13 protein-coding genes are annotated in these 15,458 nt (G+C 76.0%); 7 read left to right on the top strand and 6 right to left on the bottom strand.

Annotated features, from left to right (window positions below; genetic code table 11):
- Positions 1-97 precede the first annotated feature (97 nt).
- Genes KV205_RS21630 through KV205_RS21615 form a run of 4 tightly spaced genes read left to right on the top strand, consistent with a single transcriptional unit; the run spans position 98 to position 7,116 of the window.
- Positions 98-3,034 carry a DEAD/DEAH box helicase gene (locus tag KV205_RS21630; protein ID WP_265866170.1) on the top strand — a complete coding sequence of 979 codons (2,937 nt, stop codon included), beginning with the start codon at positions 98-100 and terminating at the stop codon, positions 3,032-3,034.
- Positions 3,031-4,395 carry an SWIM zinc finger family protein gene (locus tag KV205_RS21625; RefSeq protein WP_265866169.1) on the top strand — a complete coding sequence of 455 codons (1,365 nt, stop codon included), beginning with the start codon at positions 3,031-3,033 and terminating at the stop codon, positions 4,393-4,395. The genes KV205_RS21630 and KV205_RS21625 overlap by 4 nt, the downstream gene beginning before the upstream one ends.
- A gap of 43 nt (positions 4,396-4,438) precedes the next feature.
- Positions 4,439-4,933: a hypothetical protein gene (locus tag KV205_RS21620; RefSeq protein WP_265866168.1), complete on the top strand. Its 495-nt coding sequence runs from the start codon at positions 4,439-4,441 to the stop codon at positions 4,931-4,933.
- 26 nt (positions 4,934-4,959) lie between these two features.
- A complete protein-coding gene (locus KV205_RS21615; RefSeq protein ID WP_265866167.1) occupies positions 4,960-7,116 on the top strand; it encodes a tetratricopeptide repeat protein in 2,157 nt (718 codons plus the stop codon).
- Here the strand turns inward: KV205_RS21615 and KV205_RS21610 are convergent.
- Positions 7,113-8,474 (bottom strand): hypothetical protein, encoded by a 1,362-nt coding sequence (locus KV205_RS21610; RefSeq protein WP_265866166.1) that lies wholly within the window; start codon positions 8,472-8,474, stop codon positions 7,113-7,115. The two genes, KV205_RS21615 and KV205_RS21610, sit on opposite strands and share 4 nt — an antisense overlap.
- 655 nt (positions 8,475-9,129) lie before the next feature.
- Here KV205_RS21610 and KV205_RS36180 point away from each other — a divergent pair.
- The gene (locus tag KV205_RS36180) at positions 9,130-9,915 is read left to right on the top strand and encodes a chaplin (protein WP_274710685.1); all 786 of its coding nucleotides are present in this window, start codon (positions 9,130-9,132) and stop codon (positions 9,913-9,915) included.
- Between the two features lie 185 nt (positions 9,916-10,100).
- Here the strand turns inward: KV205_RS36180 and KV205_RS21595 are convergent, their stop codons facing one another.
- The 3 genes from KV205_RS21595 to KV205_RS21585 all read right to left on the bottom strand — a co-directional run bounded on the left by KV205_RS21595 (position 10,101) and on the right by KV205_RS21585 (position 12,599).
- Positions 10,101-10,760 (bottom strand): DUF2293 domain-containing protein, encoded by a 660-nt coding sequence (locus tag KV205_RS21595; protein ID WP_265866165.1) that lies wholly within the window; start codon positions 10,758-10,760, stop codon positions 10,101-10,103.
- Positions 10,761-10,838: 78 nt separating this feature from the next.
- Positions 10,839-11,297 (bottom strand): hypothetical protein, encoded by a 459-nt coding sequence (locus KV205_RS21590; protein WP_265866164.1) that lies wholly within the window; start codon positions 11,295-11,297, stop codon positions 10,839-10,841.
- A gap of 90 nt (positions 11,298-11,387) precedes the next feature.
- Positions 11,388-12,599, bottom strand: coding sequence for a pyridoxal phosphate-dependent aminotransferase (locus KV205_RS21585; protein ID WP_265866162.1), 1,212 nt, complete (start codon positions 12,597-12,599; stop codon positions 11,388-11,390).
- A gap of 84 nt (positions 12,600-12,683) precedes the next feature.
- Here KV205_RS21585 and KV205_RS21580 point away from each other — a divergent pair, with 84 nt between their 5' ends.
- On the top strand, positions 12,684-13,361 hold the full coding sequence (locus tag KV205_RS21580) for a helix-turn-helix domain-containing protein (protein WP_265866161.1): 678 nt from the start codon (positions 12,684-12,686) through the stop codon (positions 13,359-13,361).
- A gap of 6 nt (positions 13,362-13,367) precedes the next feature.
- Here KV205_RS21580 and KV205_RS21575 read toward each other — a convergent pair whose 3' ends face one another.
- Entirely contained in the window at positions 13,368-13,739 is a 372-nt protein-coding gene (locus KV205_RS21575; RefSeq protein ID WP_265866160.1) for a MerR family transcriptional regulator, read from the bottom strand.
- Between the two features lie 55 nt (positions 13,740-13,794).
- The gene (locus tag KV205_RS21570; RefSeq protein ID WP_265866159.1) at positions 13,795-14,577 is read right to left on the bottom strand and encodes an SDR family NAD(P)-dependent oxidoreductase; all 783 of its coding nucleotides are present in this window, start codon (positions 14,575-14,577) and stop codon (positions 13,795-13,797) included.
- Between the two features lie 90 nt (positions 14,578-14,667).
- On the opposite strand from KV205_RS21570, the gene KV205_RS21565 reads away from it, so the two are divergent.
- A complete protein-coding gene (locus tag KV205_RS21565) occupies positions 14,668-15,312 on the top strand; it encodes a uridine kinase (protein ID WP_265866158.1) in 645 nt (214 codons plus the stop codon).
- Positions 15,313-15,458 lie beyond the last annotated feature (146 nt).

The raw sequence follows: 15,458 nt of genomic DNA, 5'->3' as shown, positions 1-15,458 counted from the left end.
CGGCCGTTGTCAGACCCCACCCGTAAGGTCGGAGGTCCAGTCGGAATCCGTCACGGAAGACGGAGCACGGAGCACGGAACGGGAGGTGAGCAGCGCCGTGACCACAGTCCTCGCCGGCGCCGCCGCCGTCTTCCTGCCCGCCGCCCTGCCCCGGGACGGCCGCATCGCCCTGTGGGCCCCCGACGGCGGGCCGCTGCCCGGCGAGCGCCCCGGACCCGGACCCGGATCCCTCACCGGACCCGACGGAGCAGCCCCGGTCCTGCCCGCCTCCGCCGAGCGGGCCGAGCTCACCGTCGTACGGCGGCACGGCACCGGGGCCCGGACCCGGACCGTACCCGCGGTGCTGCTGCCCGTCGCCGACGCCCTGCCCCACCTGGTCGCCGCCCGCCACCACCCCGCCGCGCACCCCGCCACCGCCTGCTGGGGCGCCGCCGCCCTGCACGCCCTGCACCTCGTCGCCCGCGGCCGGCTGCTGCCCGGACTGACCGCCGACGACCACGACGCCTGGCGGGCCGGACCGCTCGACGCCGACGACATCGCCCATCTGCGGGCCATCGCCGCCGCCATGCCCTACGAGGCCCACGCCACGCCCGTCCCCGGCCCCGGGCCGCTCCGGCTGCCCGAGCCCGAGGCCCTGGTCCGCGCCTTCCTCGACGCCGTCGCCGACACCCTGCCCCGCACCCCTGCCGCGCCGCACGCCGCCGGCGCCCCGTTCGCCGCCCGCGAGCCCAGCCGGCTGCCCGGCGCGCGGGCCTGGGCCGCCGAGGCCGCCGCCGGCATGGACGCCGGCGTGCGGATCTCGCTCCGCCTCGACCTGTCGCCCTTCGAACTGTTCGACGTGTCCGGCCCGGAGGACGTCGTCGACACCGCCGATGCCACCGGCACCGAGGTGCGGCAGGCCGCCGCCGCGCTCCTCCAGGTGCACAGCCTCGCCGACCCCACCCTCGTCATCGACGTCGGCCCCCTGTGGGCCGGCGAGGGCGACGAGCGCTTCGGTCCGCGGGCCCGCGTCGACGCCGTGCTCGCACTGCGCCGCGCCGCCCGCGTCTGGCCGCCGCTCGGCCGCCTCCTCGAACGGCAGGTGCCCGACGTGATGCCGGTGACCGAGGACGAGCTGTACGAGCTCCTCGGCCCGGCCGCGGCCCGGCTCGCCGACGCCGGGGTCGCCGTCCACTGGCCCCGCGACCTGGCCCGCTCCCTCACCGCCTCCGCCGTCGTCCGCCCCGACCGCGCCGCGCCCGGCTCCGCGACCGACGGCACCGGCTTCCTCGACAGCGCCGAGCTGCTGCGGTTCAACTGGCAGCTCGCCCTCGACGGCGACCCGCTCACCGCCCGCGAGATGGACGCCCTCGCCGAGGCCCACCGGCCCGTGGTGCGGCTGCGCGACCAGTGGGTGGTCGTCGACCCCGACCTCGTCCGCAAGGCCCGCAAGCGCGAACTCGGCCTGCTGCAGCCGGTCGACGCGCTCGCCGTCGCCCTCACCGGCACCGCCGAGGTCGACGGCGAGACCGTCCCCGCCGTCCCCGTCGGCGCCCTCGCGGCGCTGCGCGACCGGCTGCACGCCGGCCCCGAGGACGTGCCCCCGCCGCCCGGACTCGACGCCACCCTGCGCGACTACCAGCTGCGCGGCCTCGCCTGGCTCGACCTCATGACCTCGCTCGGCCTCGGCGGCTGCCTCGCCGACGACATGGGCCTCGGCAAGACCGTCACCCTCATCGCCCTGCACCTGCGGCGCGCCCGCACCGCGCCCACCCTCGTCGTCTGCCCCGCCTCGCTCCTCGGCAACTGGCAGCGCGAGATCCAGCGCTTCGCCCCCGGCGTCCCGGTCCGCCGCTTCCACGGCCCCGACCGCAGCCTCGACGGAGTCGACGGCGGCTTCGTCCTCACCACCTACGGCACCCTGCGCACCAGCGCCGACCGGCTCGCCGAGCGGGACTGGGGCATGGTCGTCGCCGACGAGGCCCAGCACGTCAAGAACCCGTTCTCCGCCACCGCCAAGGCGCTGCGCACCGTGCCCGCCCCCGCCCGGGTCGCGCTCACCGGCACCCCCGTCGAGAACAACCTGTCCGAGCTGTGGGCCCTGCTCGACTGGACCACCCCCGGCCTCCTCGGCCCCCTGAAGGCCTTCCGCTCCCGGCACGCCCGCGCCGTGGAGAACACCGACGAGATCGAGAACGAGGAGGCGGTCGCGCGCCTGGCCCGGCTGGTCCGCCCGTTCCTGCTGCGCCGCCGCAAGTCCGACCCCGGCATCGTCCCCGAGCTGCCGCCCAAGACCGAGTCCGACCACCCGGTGGCCCTCACCCGCGAACAGGCCTCGCTCTACGAGGCGGTGGTGCGCGAGACCATGGCGCAGATCGAGGGCGCCGAGGGCATGGCCCGGCGCGGCCTGATCATGAAACTGCTGACCTCGCTCAAGCAGATCTGCGACCACCCCGCCCTCTACCTCAAGGAACGCGCCCCCGGCTCCGGTGCGCGCGCCGCGACCGGCCGGCTCCGGCTCGCCGGCCGCTCCGGCAAACTCGCCCTGCTCGACGAGCTCGTCGACACGATCCTCACCGAGGACGGCGCCGTGCTCGTCTTCACCCAGTACGTGTCGATGGCCCGGCTCCTGGAGGACCACCTGGCCGCCCGGGGCGTCCCCACCCAGCTGCTGCACGGCGGCACGCCGGTCGCCGAGCGCGAGCGGATGGTCGACCGCTTCCAGGCCGGCGAGGTCCCCGTCTTCCTGCTCTCCCTCAAGGCCGCCGGCACCGGCCTCAACCTCACCCGGGCCGGCCATGTCGTGCACTACGACCGCTGGTGGAACCCGGCCGTCGAGGAACAGGCCACCGACCGCGCCTACCGGATCGGCCAGACCCAGCCGGTCCAGGTCCACCGGCTGGTCGCCGAGGGCACCGTCGAGGACAGCATCGCCGAGATGCTCCGCGCCAAGCGGGCCCTCGCCGACGCCGTCCTCGGCAGCGGAGAGGCCGCCCTCACCGAACTCACCGACCGCGAGCTCGCCGACCTGGTGTCCCTGAGGAGGCCCGCATGAGCCCCCACGGCACCCTCCCCGGCGACCGTCCGGACCGCCCCGACCGCGCCGACCGCGCCCGGTTCGCCGGCGCCGGAGCCCGCGCCCGTACCCGCTCCGCGGCCGCCCGTACGGCCGGGGCGCCCCGCCACGACGCCCGGCGCCGCACCTTCCCCCCGCTCGCCCCGCGCGAGGCCCCCGACGGGCGGTTCGCCGCCACCTGGTGGGGCAACGCCTGGGTGGACGCCCTGGAGGACACCGCGCTCGACCCGGCCCGGCTCGCCCGCGGCAAGGCCTACGCCCAGCGCGGCCACGTCGACGCCATCACCGTCACGCCCGGCCGCGTCGTCGCCTATGTGCACGGCAGCCGCCCCCGGCCGTACCGCGCGGAGATCCGGCTGCGGACCCTCGGCGACGACGACTGGGAACGCTTCCTCGACAAGGCCGCCGCCCGGCCCGAGCACATCGCCGCCCTCCTCGACAAGGACGTGCCGCACGCCCTGGAGGCCGTCACCGGACTCCTGCCGGCCCCCGGCGACCTCGTCCCCGACTGCACCTGCCCCGACGACGGCTACCCCTGCAAGCACGCCGCCGCCCTCTGCTACCAGGCCGCCCGCCTCCTCGACGAGGACCCCTTCGTCCTCTTCCTCATGCGCGGCCGCGACGAGCAGGAACTGCTCGCCGACCTCACCCGGCGCAACGCCGTCCACGCCGCCGCCGAGAGCGCCCCCGCCGCCCCCGCCCTGCCCACCGTCCTCGCCCGCGCCGTGCTCGCCCCCACCACCGGGCACGCGCCGATGCCGCTGCCCCCGCCGTTCCCCGCACCCGACCGGCCCGGCCGGCCCGCCGTCTTCCCCGCCGACCCCGAGGCACCGGACCCGCTCGCCCTCGACCTCCTCGCCGGAGAGGCCGCCGCCCGCGCCCACACCTTCCTCACCACCGGACACGACCCCGTCGCCGCCCTCAACCCCTGGCAGGACGCGGTCCGGCTGGCCGCCGCCCACCCCGGCTCCGGCCTCACCGCCTCCACCCGCGCCCTCTACCGCGACCTGGCCTACGCCCTCGACCGCACCCCCACCGACCTGGCCCGGGCCGTCGCCGCCTGGCGCCAGGGCGGCGTCGCCGGACTCGCCGCCCTGGAAGGGCCCTGGGACCCGCCCGCCGGCCCCTTCGACCGGGCCCGCCCCGCCCTGCTCGCCGCCGACCTCCCGGCCTTCCGCCCCTGGCGCAACCGGCTGTCCACCGCATCGCTCCAGCTGCGCCTCGGCCGCGACGGCCTCTGGTACGGCTACGAGTCGGACACCGACCGCGAGGACTGGTGGCCGCGCGGCACCCCCGACGCCGACCCGGTCGGCGTGATCACCGACCTCCTGGGGAGGTGACCGATAGGCTGGGAATGACGCAGCAGGCGGTGAAGGGGGCCCGGTGGAAGCCGAGTTGGTGGCACTGGCGACAGCGGGGGCGACGGCCCTCGTCCAGCAGATGGTCGGCGACGGCTGGGAGCGGGCCCGGACCCGGGTGGCCGCGTTCTTCGCCGCCCGCTCCGGCGGCGACGAGCAGGCCGTCGGCGCCGAACTCGAGGCCGCCCGCGACGAACTGGTCCGCGCCGCGCAGGGCGGCGACCAGGACGCGGCCGAGGAGGCACGCACCGAGGCCCGCGTCGAATGGCGCGCCCGGATGCGCCGCAGCCTGCTCGCCGACCCCGAGGCGGCGGCCGAACTGCGCCGAATCCTCGCCGAGTTGGCGGGCCCCGAGGCCGCCGCGCCGCAGAACGTCACCACCGTGAACAACACCCTCACCGGCGGAAGCCACGGCATCGTCCTCCAGGTCGGCACGGTCAACCGGATGCACACCGTCCACGAGACCGGCGGCCCGGGCGGCACCGGCGCGGGCGCCGCCCCGGACGGCCCTCGCGCATGAGCCCGGACCCCGTACCGTACGGCCCGGTGTCCCCCGGCCCCGTGGTGCGCAACGAGATCGGCGGCACCGCCACCGTCCACGGGCCCGTCGTCCAGGCCGGGCGGATCGACACGCTGACCGTGGCCGCCGCCGTCCCGGCGATCCTCCCCGGCAGCCCCGCACCCCGGTTACTCCCGGCCCCCGCACCCCACTTCACCGACCAACATGACGAACTCGCCCGTCTGACGGCTCTGCTGGACGGGGCCGACGGGACGCTCGAAGAGGACCCCGCGCCCCGGGTGGTCGTCCTCACCGGCACCGGCGGCATCGGGAAGTCCGCCACCGCGCTGCACTTCGCCGCCCGGCTGCGGGACCGTTACGGCGGCGGGCAACTCCACGCCGACCTGCGCGGCGACGCCACCGCCACCGCGGCCACGCCGTCCACCGTCCTGGTGCGCTTCCTGCGCGCCCTCGGCGTCGCCCCGCCCTACCTGCCGGCGGACGAGCAGGAGCAGATCGACTGGTACCGCACCCTCACCGCGGACCGCCGGATGCTCACCGTCCTCGACAACGCCCACTCCGCCGCCCAGGTGCTGCCGCTGCTGCCCACCGGCCCCGGCTCGCTCACCCTGGTCACCAGCCGCCGCCGGCTCGACGGCCTGACCCGCGAGGCCGGCGCCCGGGTGATCCAGCTCCCGCCGCTCGGCCCCGCCGACGCCGCCCTCCTCCTCACCCGGCTGTCCGGCCGCGAGGCGCCGCACCCCGCCGCGGCGGAAGCCGTCGCCCGCCGCTGCGGCGGACTCCCGCTCGCCCTCTGCATGGCCGGCGAACGGCTCGCCGTCCGCACCCACCTCACCTGGCAGCAGCTGGAGCAGGACATGGCCACCGCGGCGGCACCGTCCGACGAGCCCGGGAACGACGGCACCGACTCGCTCACCACCGACCCGGTCACCGCCGCAGCCGACACCTCCTACGACGACCTCACCCCCGGCGCCGCCCGTCTCTACCGGCTCGGCGGGCTGCGCCCCTGGCCCGCGCTCACCGCCCCCGCCGCCGCAGCGCTCACCGAGGTGACCGAACCGGAGGCGGCGGACCTGCTCGACGAACTCGCCGCCATCCACCTCCTGGAGGAGCACGCCGCCGGCCGCTACCGCCACCACGACCTGCTGCGCGTCCACGCCGAACGCCGGGCGCTGCGCGTCGACGGCCACCCCCGCGCCGCCGCGGCCGTCGGCCGGCTGCTGCGCCACCACCTGGCCGCGGCCGCCGCCGCGGACGCCCGCGTCATGCCGGGCCGCTGGCACCTCGGCCCCGCCTACGACCGGCTGCCCCCGGACCCGCGCACCGCCGAACAGGCCACCGACTGGCTCCTCGCCGAGCGCGAGAACCTTGTCGAGGCGGTGCGGACCGCCGACGAGTACGGACTCGACGACCTCACCTGGCAGTTGTGCGAGGCGCTGTGGAGCCTCTTCCTCCGGCACGGCTTCCACCAGGACTGGCTGGCCACCCACCGGCTCGGCGTCCGCGCCGCCGCCCGGTGCCCCGCCGTTCCCGAGGCCGAGGGCCGCATGCACGCCCAGCTCGGTTTCGCCCTCAAGGGTCTCGGCCGCCTCGACGAGGCCGAGCAGGCGTTCACCGCGGCCGCCGAGGCCGACCGGCGCTGCGGCCACCGCCGGGGCGAGGCGACCGCCGTCGAGTCCCTGGGCCTGGTACGCCTGGAGCAGCGCCGGTACGAGGAGGCCGAGGCCTGCTTCCTCGCCGCCGAGGCCCTCACCGACGACCCGCGCGCCCGCGCCCTGCTCGCCCACCACCGGGGCCGCGCCCTCTCCGGCCGCGGCGAGCACGCCCGGGCCGCTGCCACCCTGGAGCAGGCCGGGCGGCTCATGACCGAACTGCCCGTCCCCGACACGTACAACCAGGCCCGGGTCCTCACCAGCCTCGGCCAGGCGGCCCTCGCCGCCGGCGACCGGGAGCGCGCCGCCGACGTCCTCGCCGAGGCCGCCGGGCGGATGCGCCAGGAGAAGGCCCCGGTCCAGGACGCGGCCCTCGCGGAGCTCCGCGCCCGCGCCGCGGCCACTCCCGACGAACGCCGCGTCTTTCTCACCGAGGCGGCCGGCCTCCACGAACGCCTCGGCTCACCCCGCGCCGCCGCCCTGCGCGCCGAACTCGCCGCGACCGACACGACCGACGCTTCGGACGCCTAGGCCGGAACGGCCCGTACCGCCACCCGGTGGCACACCCGGCCCGTCGTCACCACGAGGACGCCCGCCTCCGTGAGCGCGGTGAGCGGGCGGCCGGTCGCCTGCCAGCCGAGGACGGCCGAGGCGTACGCGAAGGGGTCGCAGGGGTCCGGGAAGCCGTCCTGGCGGGGGAGGGCGGTGAGGTCGAGCAGGGTGCCGGTGCGGTCCCGGACCAGACAGCGGCCGGGCCCGGTGCGGACGGCGGCGAGGGCTGCGTACGGGTGGGTGGCGAGGAGTTCCGCGGCGCGCGGGCCCGGCGGGGCGCCGGTGAGGCCGCGGTCGGTGACCAGGTCCGCGAGCGCGAGCCGCCCCGCGTCGGGGGTGTCCTCGTCCACGACCGTGTGGGCGCCCTCGGTGCCCTCCGCGTCCTCCGCGTCCTCCGCGTCCGGGCCGGCCGGTTCGGTGGACGGGTCGGCGTAGCGGGTCACGGCCACCTCCGGCGGCCCGCCCGCGAGGACGCGCGTGAGGACCCTGAGCGGGACGGTGAGGTTCGGGGTTCCGAGGGCGGCCTCGCCCGGGATGGTGCCCGGGACCGGCAGCTGGGGGAGTGCGGCGGGCCGTGCGGGCTCGGGGGTGCCGAGCAGGGAGTGGAACAAGGACCGCAGGAGCCCGGCCGAGCCGCCCGGGTCCGAGCTCGCGAGCGCCGCGAACCCGTCGTACCGCCCCGGCACATGGCCGTCGATCACCGCGTCGAGCCGCGTCCGCAGCGGGATCCCGGGGCGCAGCCGCGGCGCGGCCCGGCCGAGCGCGGCGACCGGCGAAGCCGGGTCGAGATCGCGATCCGCGAAGGCGCCGAGCAGCACCGGCAGGCCGAGGGCGGCGGCGTAATAGGTGACCGAGCCGTGGTCGCCGATGACGCAGTCGGCCGCCGCGACGGTCTGCCGCCAGGGGCCCAGCGGGTCGATCAAGGTGAGCCCGGAGGCGGCGGCCCGGCGCAGCCAGGCGCGCACCTGGCCGGGGCCGTGCCCGTACCCGATGTTGGGGTGGAGCACGGCGCACAGCCGGTACTCGTCCACCGGCAGCGTCTCCGTCAACTCCCGCAGCAGGGCGGGGAAGGCGTCGGAGCCGAAGAGGGAGGCACGGCCCCAGGTGGAGTTCAGGACGACGAGCCGGCGCCCGTCGCCCGCACCGAGCGCGCGCCGCAGCGCCGGCCGCCGGCGGCGGAGCGCGAGCATCCGGTCGAAGCAGGGATCACCGGCGAGGACGGCGGTCTTCGCGGCCTCGGGGCAGGCCAGGCGCAGCCGGTCGAGCTGCTCGGGGTGGGACAGGACGGTCGCCGTGGCGAGCGGCTTGCCCTCGTGCAGCAGCCAGTCGGGCGCCATCCCGAACACCGGCGCGGCGCCGCCGCCCGCACCCTCGCCCCCGAGCCCGGTGTCCGGTGTCCGGTGTCCGGTGTCCGGTGTCCGGTGTCGCCAGCTTCTTATTGTATCCAGTGCCGTGTGAGAGGATGGTCAACTTCCCCTGAAACGCCTGGAGTTCGCCGCCGTAGCTGGCGCTGACGGCCAGGTCCACACCGCCCGCCGCGGCCAGCTCCTTCGCCTGTTCCCAGGGCACCACCGGCAGTCCCGCGCCGTCGAGCAGCGCGTCGACCCCGGCCAGGAACGGCGAGGACCCGGTACAGGTCGCGAGAGTCTGCACGTCCGGGGCGTCGTCGAAGAGGGGGAGTACGTCGAGCAGTCGGGTCGCCGAGGTGACGTTGTGGACGACGAAGAGGACCGTGCGCGTGGTCCCGCGCGTTCGCCAGCGCGCCGCGTCGCGTCCCACCGGCACCCGCAGTCGATCCTGCCCCACGGTCAGCTCACCCCCCTTCCGCGCCACCGTAGCCCACCGGCAACGCCGCACGTCGGGGCATGATCGCCCGCCGCACACTCCCTCGTTGGAGTGAAAGACGTCGGGCGCCGGATCCGGCCACCTCACGGATGGCGTTATTTCGGGTACGGGCGAGTGCCCGTGAAGACATCCGGAAGGCAGGAAACCATGAGGCACATTCGCCGAAGTGGTCTGGCCACACTGTTGGTCACCGGCGGCGCGCTCGCGCTGTCGGCGGGCGCCGCCCACGCCGACTCCGCGGCCCAGGGCGCGGCGGTCGGTTCGCCGGGCGTCGGCTCCGGCAACACGGTTCAGCTGCCGGTGCACGTGCCCGTGAACGTCTGCGGGAACACCGTCAACGTCGTCGGACTGCTCAACCCGGCGGCCGGCAACAGCTGTGCCAACACCTCCGGCGGCTCCCGGGCCGACGACTCCGGCGCCCACGCCGGCAGCCCCGCCCACAAGGACCTGCCCGGCACCCCGCGCGCCGGCTCGTCCGACTCCGGCACCCGCGCCGGCGGCGGCTCCTCGCACGGCGGCGCCCAGAACGGCGGCGGCGCGACCGCCGAGGGCCACACCGCGGGCTCCCCGGGCGTCCTGTCCGGCAACGGACTGCAGCTGCCGGTCGACCTCCCGGTCAACGTCAGCGGCAACTCGGTGAACGTGGTCGGCATCGGAAACCCCACCATCGGCAACACCTCGGTCAACGAGTCGGCGCCGGAGGAGGAGTGCGACGAGCCGGAGACCCCGACCCCGCACCCGCCGACCCCGGTGCGCAACCTGCCGCCGGCCCCGAGCCACGAGCATGGCCCCGTCCCGCAGTCGACCAAGGTCCAGCTCGCCAGCACCGGTTCGGACTCCCTGGGCTTCGCCGCCCCGGCCAGCGCCGCGCTGCTCCTCGGCGGCGCGCTCCTCTACCGCAGGGCCCGCCGCGCGTCGGCCGACCAGGCCTGACCGACGTACCAGCCCTGCCTGACCGACGTACCAGCCCTGCCTGATCGACGTACCAGCCAGGCCTGACCGACGCACCAGCCGACCGTGGCCGACCACGGCCGGCCAGGTCCGGTGCGCGGCCCGCTCTCAGCGGGCCACTTCGTGGGCCGGAGGGCCGAGTTCAGGGCGCCGCGTCGCCGCGCCCCTCAGCCCGCCCGCCAGGACCGGAGCACCGTCTCGATGGCCGGCGCGATCCGCGCCCGGGCCTGGTGCCGGGGCACCCCGGCCATCAGCAGCGCGTCGTAGTCGGTGTCGACATGACGTACGGCGGCCCGCACCGCGGCCGTGACCGCGCCAGGGTCGAGTGCCCGCCCGGCCGCCGTACGCCCCACCCGGCCGCTGCCCTTCGCCGAGGCGTGCGCGGCGATCCGCTCCGCGCGCTCGCCCGGGCAGCCCGGGAACAGCCGCAGAATCTCCGCCTCCAGGGCCGCCGTGACCTCCGCGTCCCGCGCGGCCCGGCGCGCCGCGTCCCGGGCCCGGCGGCGCGCCCGGGCCTCGGCGTCCGCGAGGCAGGCGGCCTCGGCCCGGACCAGCGCCGCCTCCTCGACGAGCAGGCCCTGGCGCTCGTACCGCGTGCGGCGCCGGTTGTGCCGTACGACCACCGCCCACAGACCACTGCCCTCGCGGGCCCGGCGGGTGAGGGCGGTGTCCCCGCGGCGCAGGAAGACGAGATGCCCGAGGTCGGCGCAGTCCAGGCACACGGGCGCGTTGAACTCGACGATCATGCGCTCCAGGGGGCCCTGGCGGCATTCCGAGCAGCGGCGCCGCCGGAGCGGTTCGACCACGACGGGGGCGACGAGATCCACGCCGGTGTTCTACCCGCGGGCACCCCGGCGCATCCCCCACGTCCGGTGGTGGGGAGGGGGTGCCAGCGGGAAGGGGTGTCAGCGCACGCCGGGCGCCGCGGCCTCGATGAACCGGGCCAGGGCCTCCTTGGCCTCGTCCGAGCGGAGCGTGCGCTCGGCGTCGTCCGTGGCCTCGTGCATGCAGTGGGTGGTCTCGAAGGCGGCCTCGGCGAGCCGGCGGGTCCGCGGGTCGTCGCACATCAACTGGACCCGGAAGAGCGCCTGCCGGGCGGCGGTGCGCTGGCGGTACGAGGCGTGGCGGGACTGCTCGGCCTCGTCGGAGCCGGGCTCCAGATGGGCCTTGAACCAGCGGTCGTTCTGGCTCTGCCGGTAGTCGACGACGGCGCCGGCGAAGGCGCTGTAGGTCGCGATCCGCTCCTGCCGCAGCTGCTCGGTCCGGGCGAGCGAGGCCGTGCGCTCGGCGGCCCGGCCCTGGAACCAGTGGGTGGCCACGACCCCCAGCAGCGTTCCGACGACGGCTATCAGCGCGGCATCCATGACGGACTCGCCCCTTCCCCTCACTCCTGCTCGCTCCTGCGACGTTCCGTCAGATCATCGCAGGAACGGGCTGGTTGTGAGTCCCGCCCCCTACTGCCGGTAGCCGGCGAGGAAGCGCCCGATGCGGCTGATGGCGGCGTCCAGATCGTCGGCGTACGGCAGGGTGAGGATGCGGAAGTGGTCGTGGTGCGGCCAGTTGAAGCCGGTGCCCTGCACCACCTGGATCTTCTCCCGCAGCAGCAGGTCCAGGACGAACTTCTCGTCGTCGTGGATCGGGTACACCGCCGGGTCGAGGCGCGGGAAGGCGTAGAGCGCGCCCTTCGGCTTGACGCAGCTGACGCCGGGGATCTCGTTGAGCTTGCGCCAGGCGAGGTCGCGCTGCTCGCGCAGCCTGCCCCCGGGGGCGGTGAGCTCGTGGATGGACTGCCGGCCGCCGAGCGCGGCCTGGATGGCGTACTGCGCGGGGGCGTTCGGACACAGCCGCATGGAGGCCAGCATGGTCAGGCCCTCCAGGTAGTTCGCGGCGTGCTGCTTCGGACCGGTGACGATCATCCAGCCGGAGCGGAAACCGGCCACCCGGTAGGTCTTGGACAGGCCGCCGAAGGTGAGGACGACCAGGTCGGGGGCGAGTGAGGCGGTCGGGTAGTGCACCGCCTCGTCGTAGACGATCTGGTCGTAGATCTCGTCGGAGAAGACCATCAGGCCGTGCCGGCGGGCGAGGTCGAGGATGCCCTCGACGATCTCCTTCGGATAGACCGCGCCGGTCGGGTTGTTGGGGTTGATGATCACCACGGCCTTGGTGCGGTCGGTGATCTTCGAGGCCATGTCGTCGAGATCGGGGTACCAGTCGGCCGACTCGTCGCACACGTAGTGCACCGGCTTGCCGCCGGCGAGGGTGGTGACCGCGGTCCACAGGGGGTAGTCGGGGGCCGGGATCAGGACCTCGTCGCCGTCCTCCAGGAGCGCCTGGGTGGCCATCGAGATGAGCTCGGAGACACCGTTGCCGAGATAGACGTCGTCGACGTCCACCTCCGTCAGACCCATCGACTGGTAGCGCTGGGCGACCGCGCGGCGGGCGGACAGGATGCCACGGGAGTCGGTGTAGCCGTGCGCCCGGGGGAGCATCCGGATCATGTCCTGGACGATCTCCTCGGGCGCCTCGAAGCCGAAGAGCGCGGGGTTGCCGGTGTTGAGGCGCAGCACGCTGTGGCCCGCCTCCTCCAGGGCGTTGGCCTGCTCGATGACCGGGCCGCGGATCTCGTAGCAGACCTCGCTCAGCTTGCTCGACTGCCGGAACTCCATGCGCCGACCTCCCCAGAAGTGTTGATGCTTGGTTTTACCAAGTTCGAGCTTGGAAAGTCCAACAACATGTCTAGACTGCGTCGCATGCCAGCTCAGTCGCGCCCGCCGCGCCCCTCGACCCGCCGCCGGAGCTACGACCAGTACTGCGCCGCAGCGCGCGCCCTCGACGCGGTCGGCGACCGGTGGACCCTGCTGATCGTCCGTGAACTCCTCGCCGGGCCGCGCCGCTACACCGATCTGCACGCCGATCTCCCCGGCGTCAGCACCGACATGCTCGCCGGCCGGCTGAAGGACATGGAGAGCAGCGACCTCGTCACCCGCCGCAAGCTGCCGCCGCCCGTCTCCGCATACGTCTACGAGCTCACCGACCGAGGCCGCGCACTGCTGCCCGTGCTGCGCGCCCTCGCCGCCTGGGGCGCGCCCGCCCTCGGCGACCTGCGCCCCACCGACGCCGTCCGCGCGCACTGGTTCGCCGTCCCGCTCCTCGACGCGCTCGCGGGCCTCGGCGCGAAGGTCGTCCATGTGACCCTGGACGAGGGCGAGTTCCACGTACGGAGCGGGGCCGACGGACAGTTCGCGTACGGGGACGGGCCCGCGGCCGACGCCGAGGTGCGGCTGCGCACCGATGCGGCGACCTGCCGGGCGCTGGCGGAGGGCGGCCTGACGCTCGCGGAGGCGGTGGAGTCGGGGCGGGCGGAGCTGACGGAGGCGGTGGAGTCGGGGCGGCGGGCGGAGCTGACGGAGCGGGTGTCCGTCGGGTGAGGTGAGCTAGCCACCGGACCTGGAGGCCTGCGCCGTATGTGCGGCGAGGGCGGCGGCGAGCCGGTCCCTGGCCTCCGTCTGCGCCGCGATGCGCGCGTCGAGCACCGCGAGCCGCTCCCGGGCGATCGCGAGGCCGCTCGGGGACGGCGGGGCCGCGGGCACGTCCCCGTCGAGGCAGGCGGCGAACGCGGCCACGTCCTCCAGGGTCAGCCCCACGCCGAGGAGATGGCGGATGTTGGCCACCCGTACCGCCGCGCCCTCGTCATACACCCGGTAGCCGTTGGCGGCGCGCGCCGAGGAGAGCAGCCCTGCCGCCTCGTAGTGCCGCAGCGCGCGGGCGGTCGTGCCGGTCCGCCGGGCCAGTTCACCGATGCGCAAGGTCCGTCCCCACCTCCTCGCACCTTCGTATCACGTGTGACGGGCGGGGCAGGTGTTACGTGACGAGGGCGCCGCCGTCCACGGGGAGCACCGTGCCGGTCAGGAACCCGGCGTCCGGCGAGGCCAGCGCGGTGATCGCCCAGGCCACCTCCTCCGGCCGGCCGATCCGCCCCAGCGGGGTGTGCGCGGCCTGCCACTCCCGTACGGCGCGGCGCCGCTCCGGCGTCAGACCGGCGTGCTCGCCGATCGGCGTCTCGATCGCGCCGGGCGCGACCGCCACCACCCGTATCCCGCGCGGCGCGAGCTCCACCGCCCAGCAGCGGGTCAGGGTCTCCAGGGCGCTCTTGGTCGCCGGATAGACGGAGTTGTCCGGCCAGCCGCGCTGCCCGATCGTCGTCGTCACATTGACGACCACCCCGCCGCCCCCGGCCTCGGCCAGCGCGTCGAGCGCGGCCTGGGTGAGCAGCACCGGGGCGACCAGATTGGTCGCCAGGAGCGGGCCGAGCACATCGCGGTCCAGCGTGGCGAGCGGGCCGCCGGTGGCGATGCCCGCGTTGTTGACGAGCACGTCGAGCCGCCCGTACGTGTCGAGGGCGGTGCGCACGATCGCCTCGGGCGCGTCGGGCGCGGTGACGTCGGCGACGAGCGGGCGGATGGCCGGGTGGCCGACGGCCGTCCCGTCGAGCGGTTCCGGGCGCCGCCCCACGGCGAGGACGGTCGCGCCCTGCCGGGCGAAGGCGCGGGCGGTGGCCCGCCCGATGCCGGTGCCGGCTCCGGTCACGACGACGACCCGGGGCGTGGGGGCGGGCTGTGCGGTGGTGGTGGTCTCGTGGTTCATGCGGAGATCGTCGAACCCTGCCGCCTGCGGCAAGGTCAAGCCCGGGCGGCGGGCGTCGGAGGGTGGGGTTCGTACGGCAGGATGGGACGGATGCGATGCGAAGCGATCAGCTGGGAGCGGCTGGCCGACACCGTGGCCGACCGGGTCGACCGGACCGAACCCGGGGACGGCGGCGACCGGCTGAAGGTGGGCGTCGACGGGGCCCCGGCCGCGCCGGGCGGGGAGTTCGCCGAACGCGTGGCGGCGGTGCTGCGGCTGCGCGGCCGGTCGGTGCTCGTCGTCGCGACCGACGGCTTCCTGCGCCCGAAGTCGCTGCGCTTCGAGTACGGCAAGCAGGACCCCGACGCGTACTACTCCGGCTGGTACGACACGGGCGCGCTGTGGCGCGAGGTGTTCGGCCCGCTGGAGCCGGGCGGCAGCGGGCGGGTGCTGCCCGACCTGTGGAACCCGGTCACCGACCGCGCCACCCGCAGCCCCGCCGTCCCCCTCCCGCCGGGCGGCGTCCTGCTGCTCCACGGCCCCTTCCTGCTCGGCCACTGGTACCCCTTCGATCTGAAGCTCCACCTCCGCCTCTCCCCGGGCGCCCTGGCCCGCCGCACCGAACAGGCGTGGACCCTGCCCGCCTTCGCCCGCTACGAGTCGGAGGTCGGCCCGGCCGACACCGCCGACGCGGTCATCCGCGCGGACGACGCGCGGAGGCCGGCGTGGACGGGGTGGCGGGACGCGCGCGACTAGGGGTGTCTTGTCGATCAGGCCCGTCCGGCGGGAGCCCGGTCAGGACGAGGCCCCCGCACCGGGTCGCGCACCGCACCCGGCCGGCCGGGAAGGGCAGCTCCAGGGCGGTGGGCCCGGTCCGCGGGTCGTGCTCCTCCCGGCTCGCC

Source organism: Streptomyces sp. SKN60 (assembly GCF_026236535.1).
Classification (GTDB): Bacteria; Actinomycetota; Actinomycetes; order Streptomycetales; family Streptomycetaceae; genus Streptomyces.
This window is presented reverse-complemented; position numbering and strand designations above follow the sequence as displayed.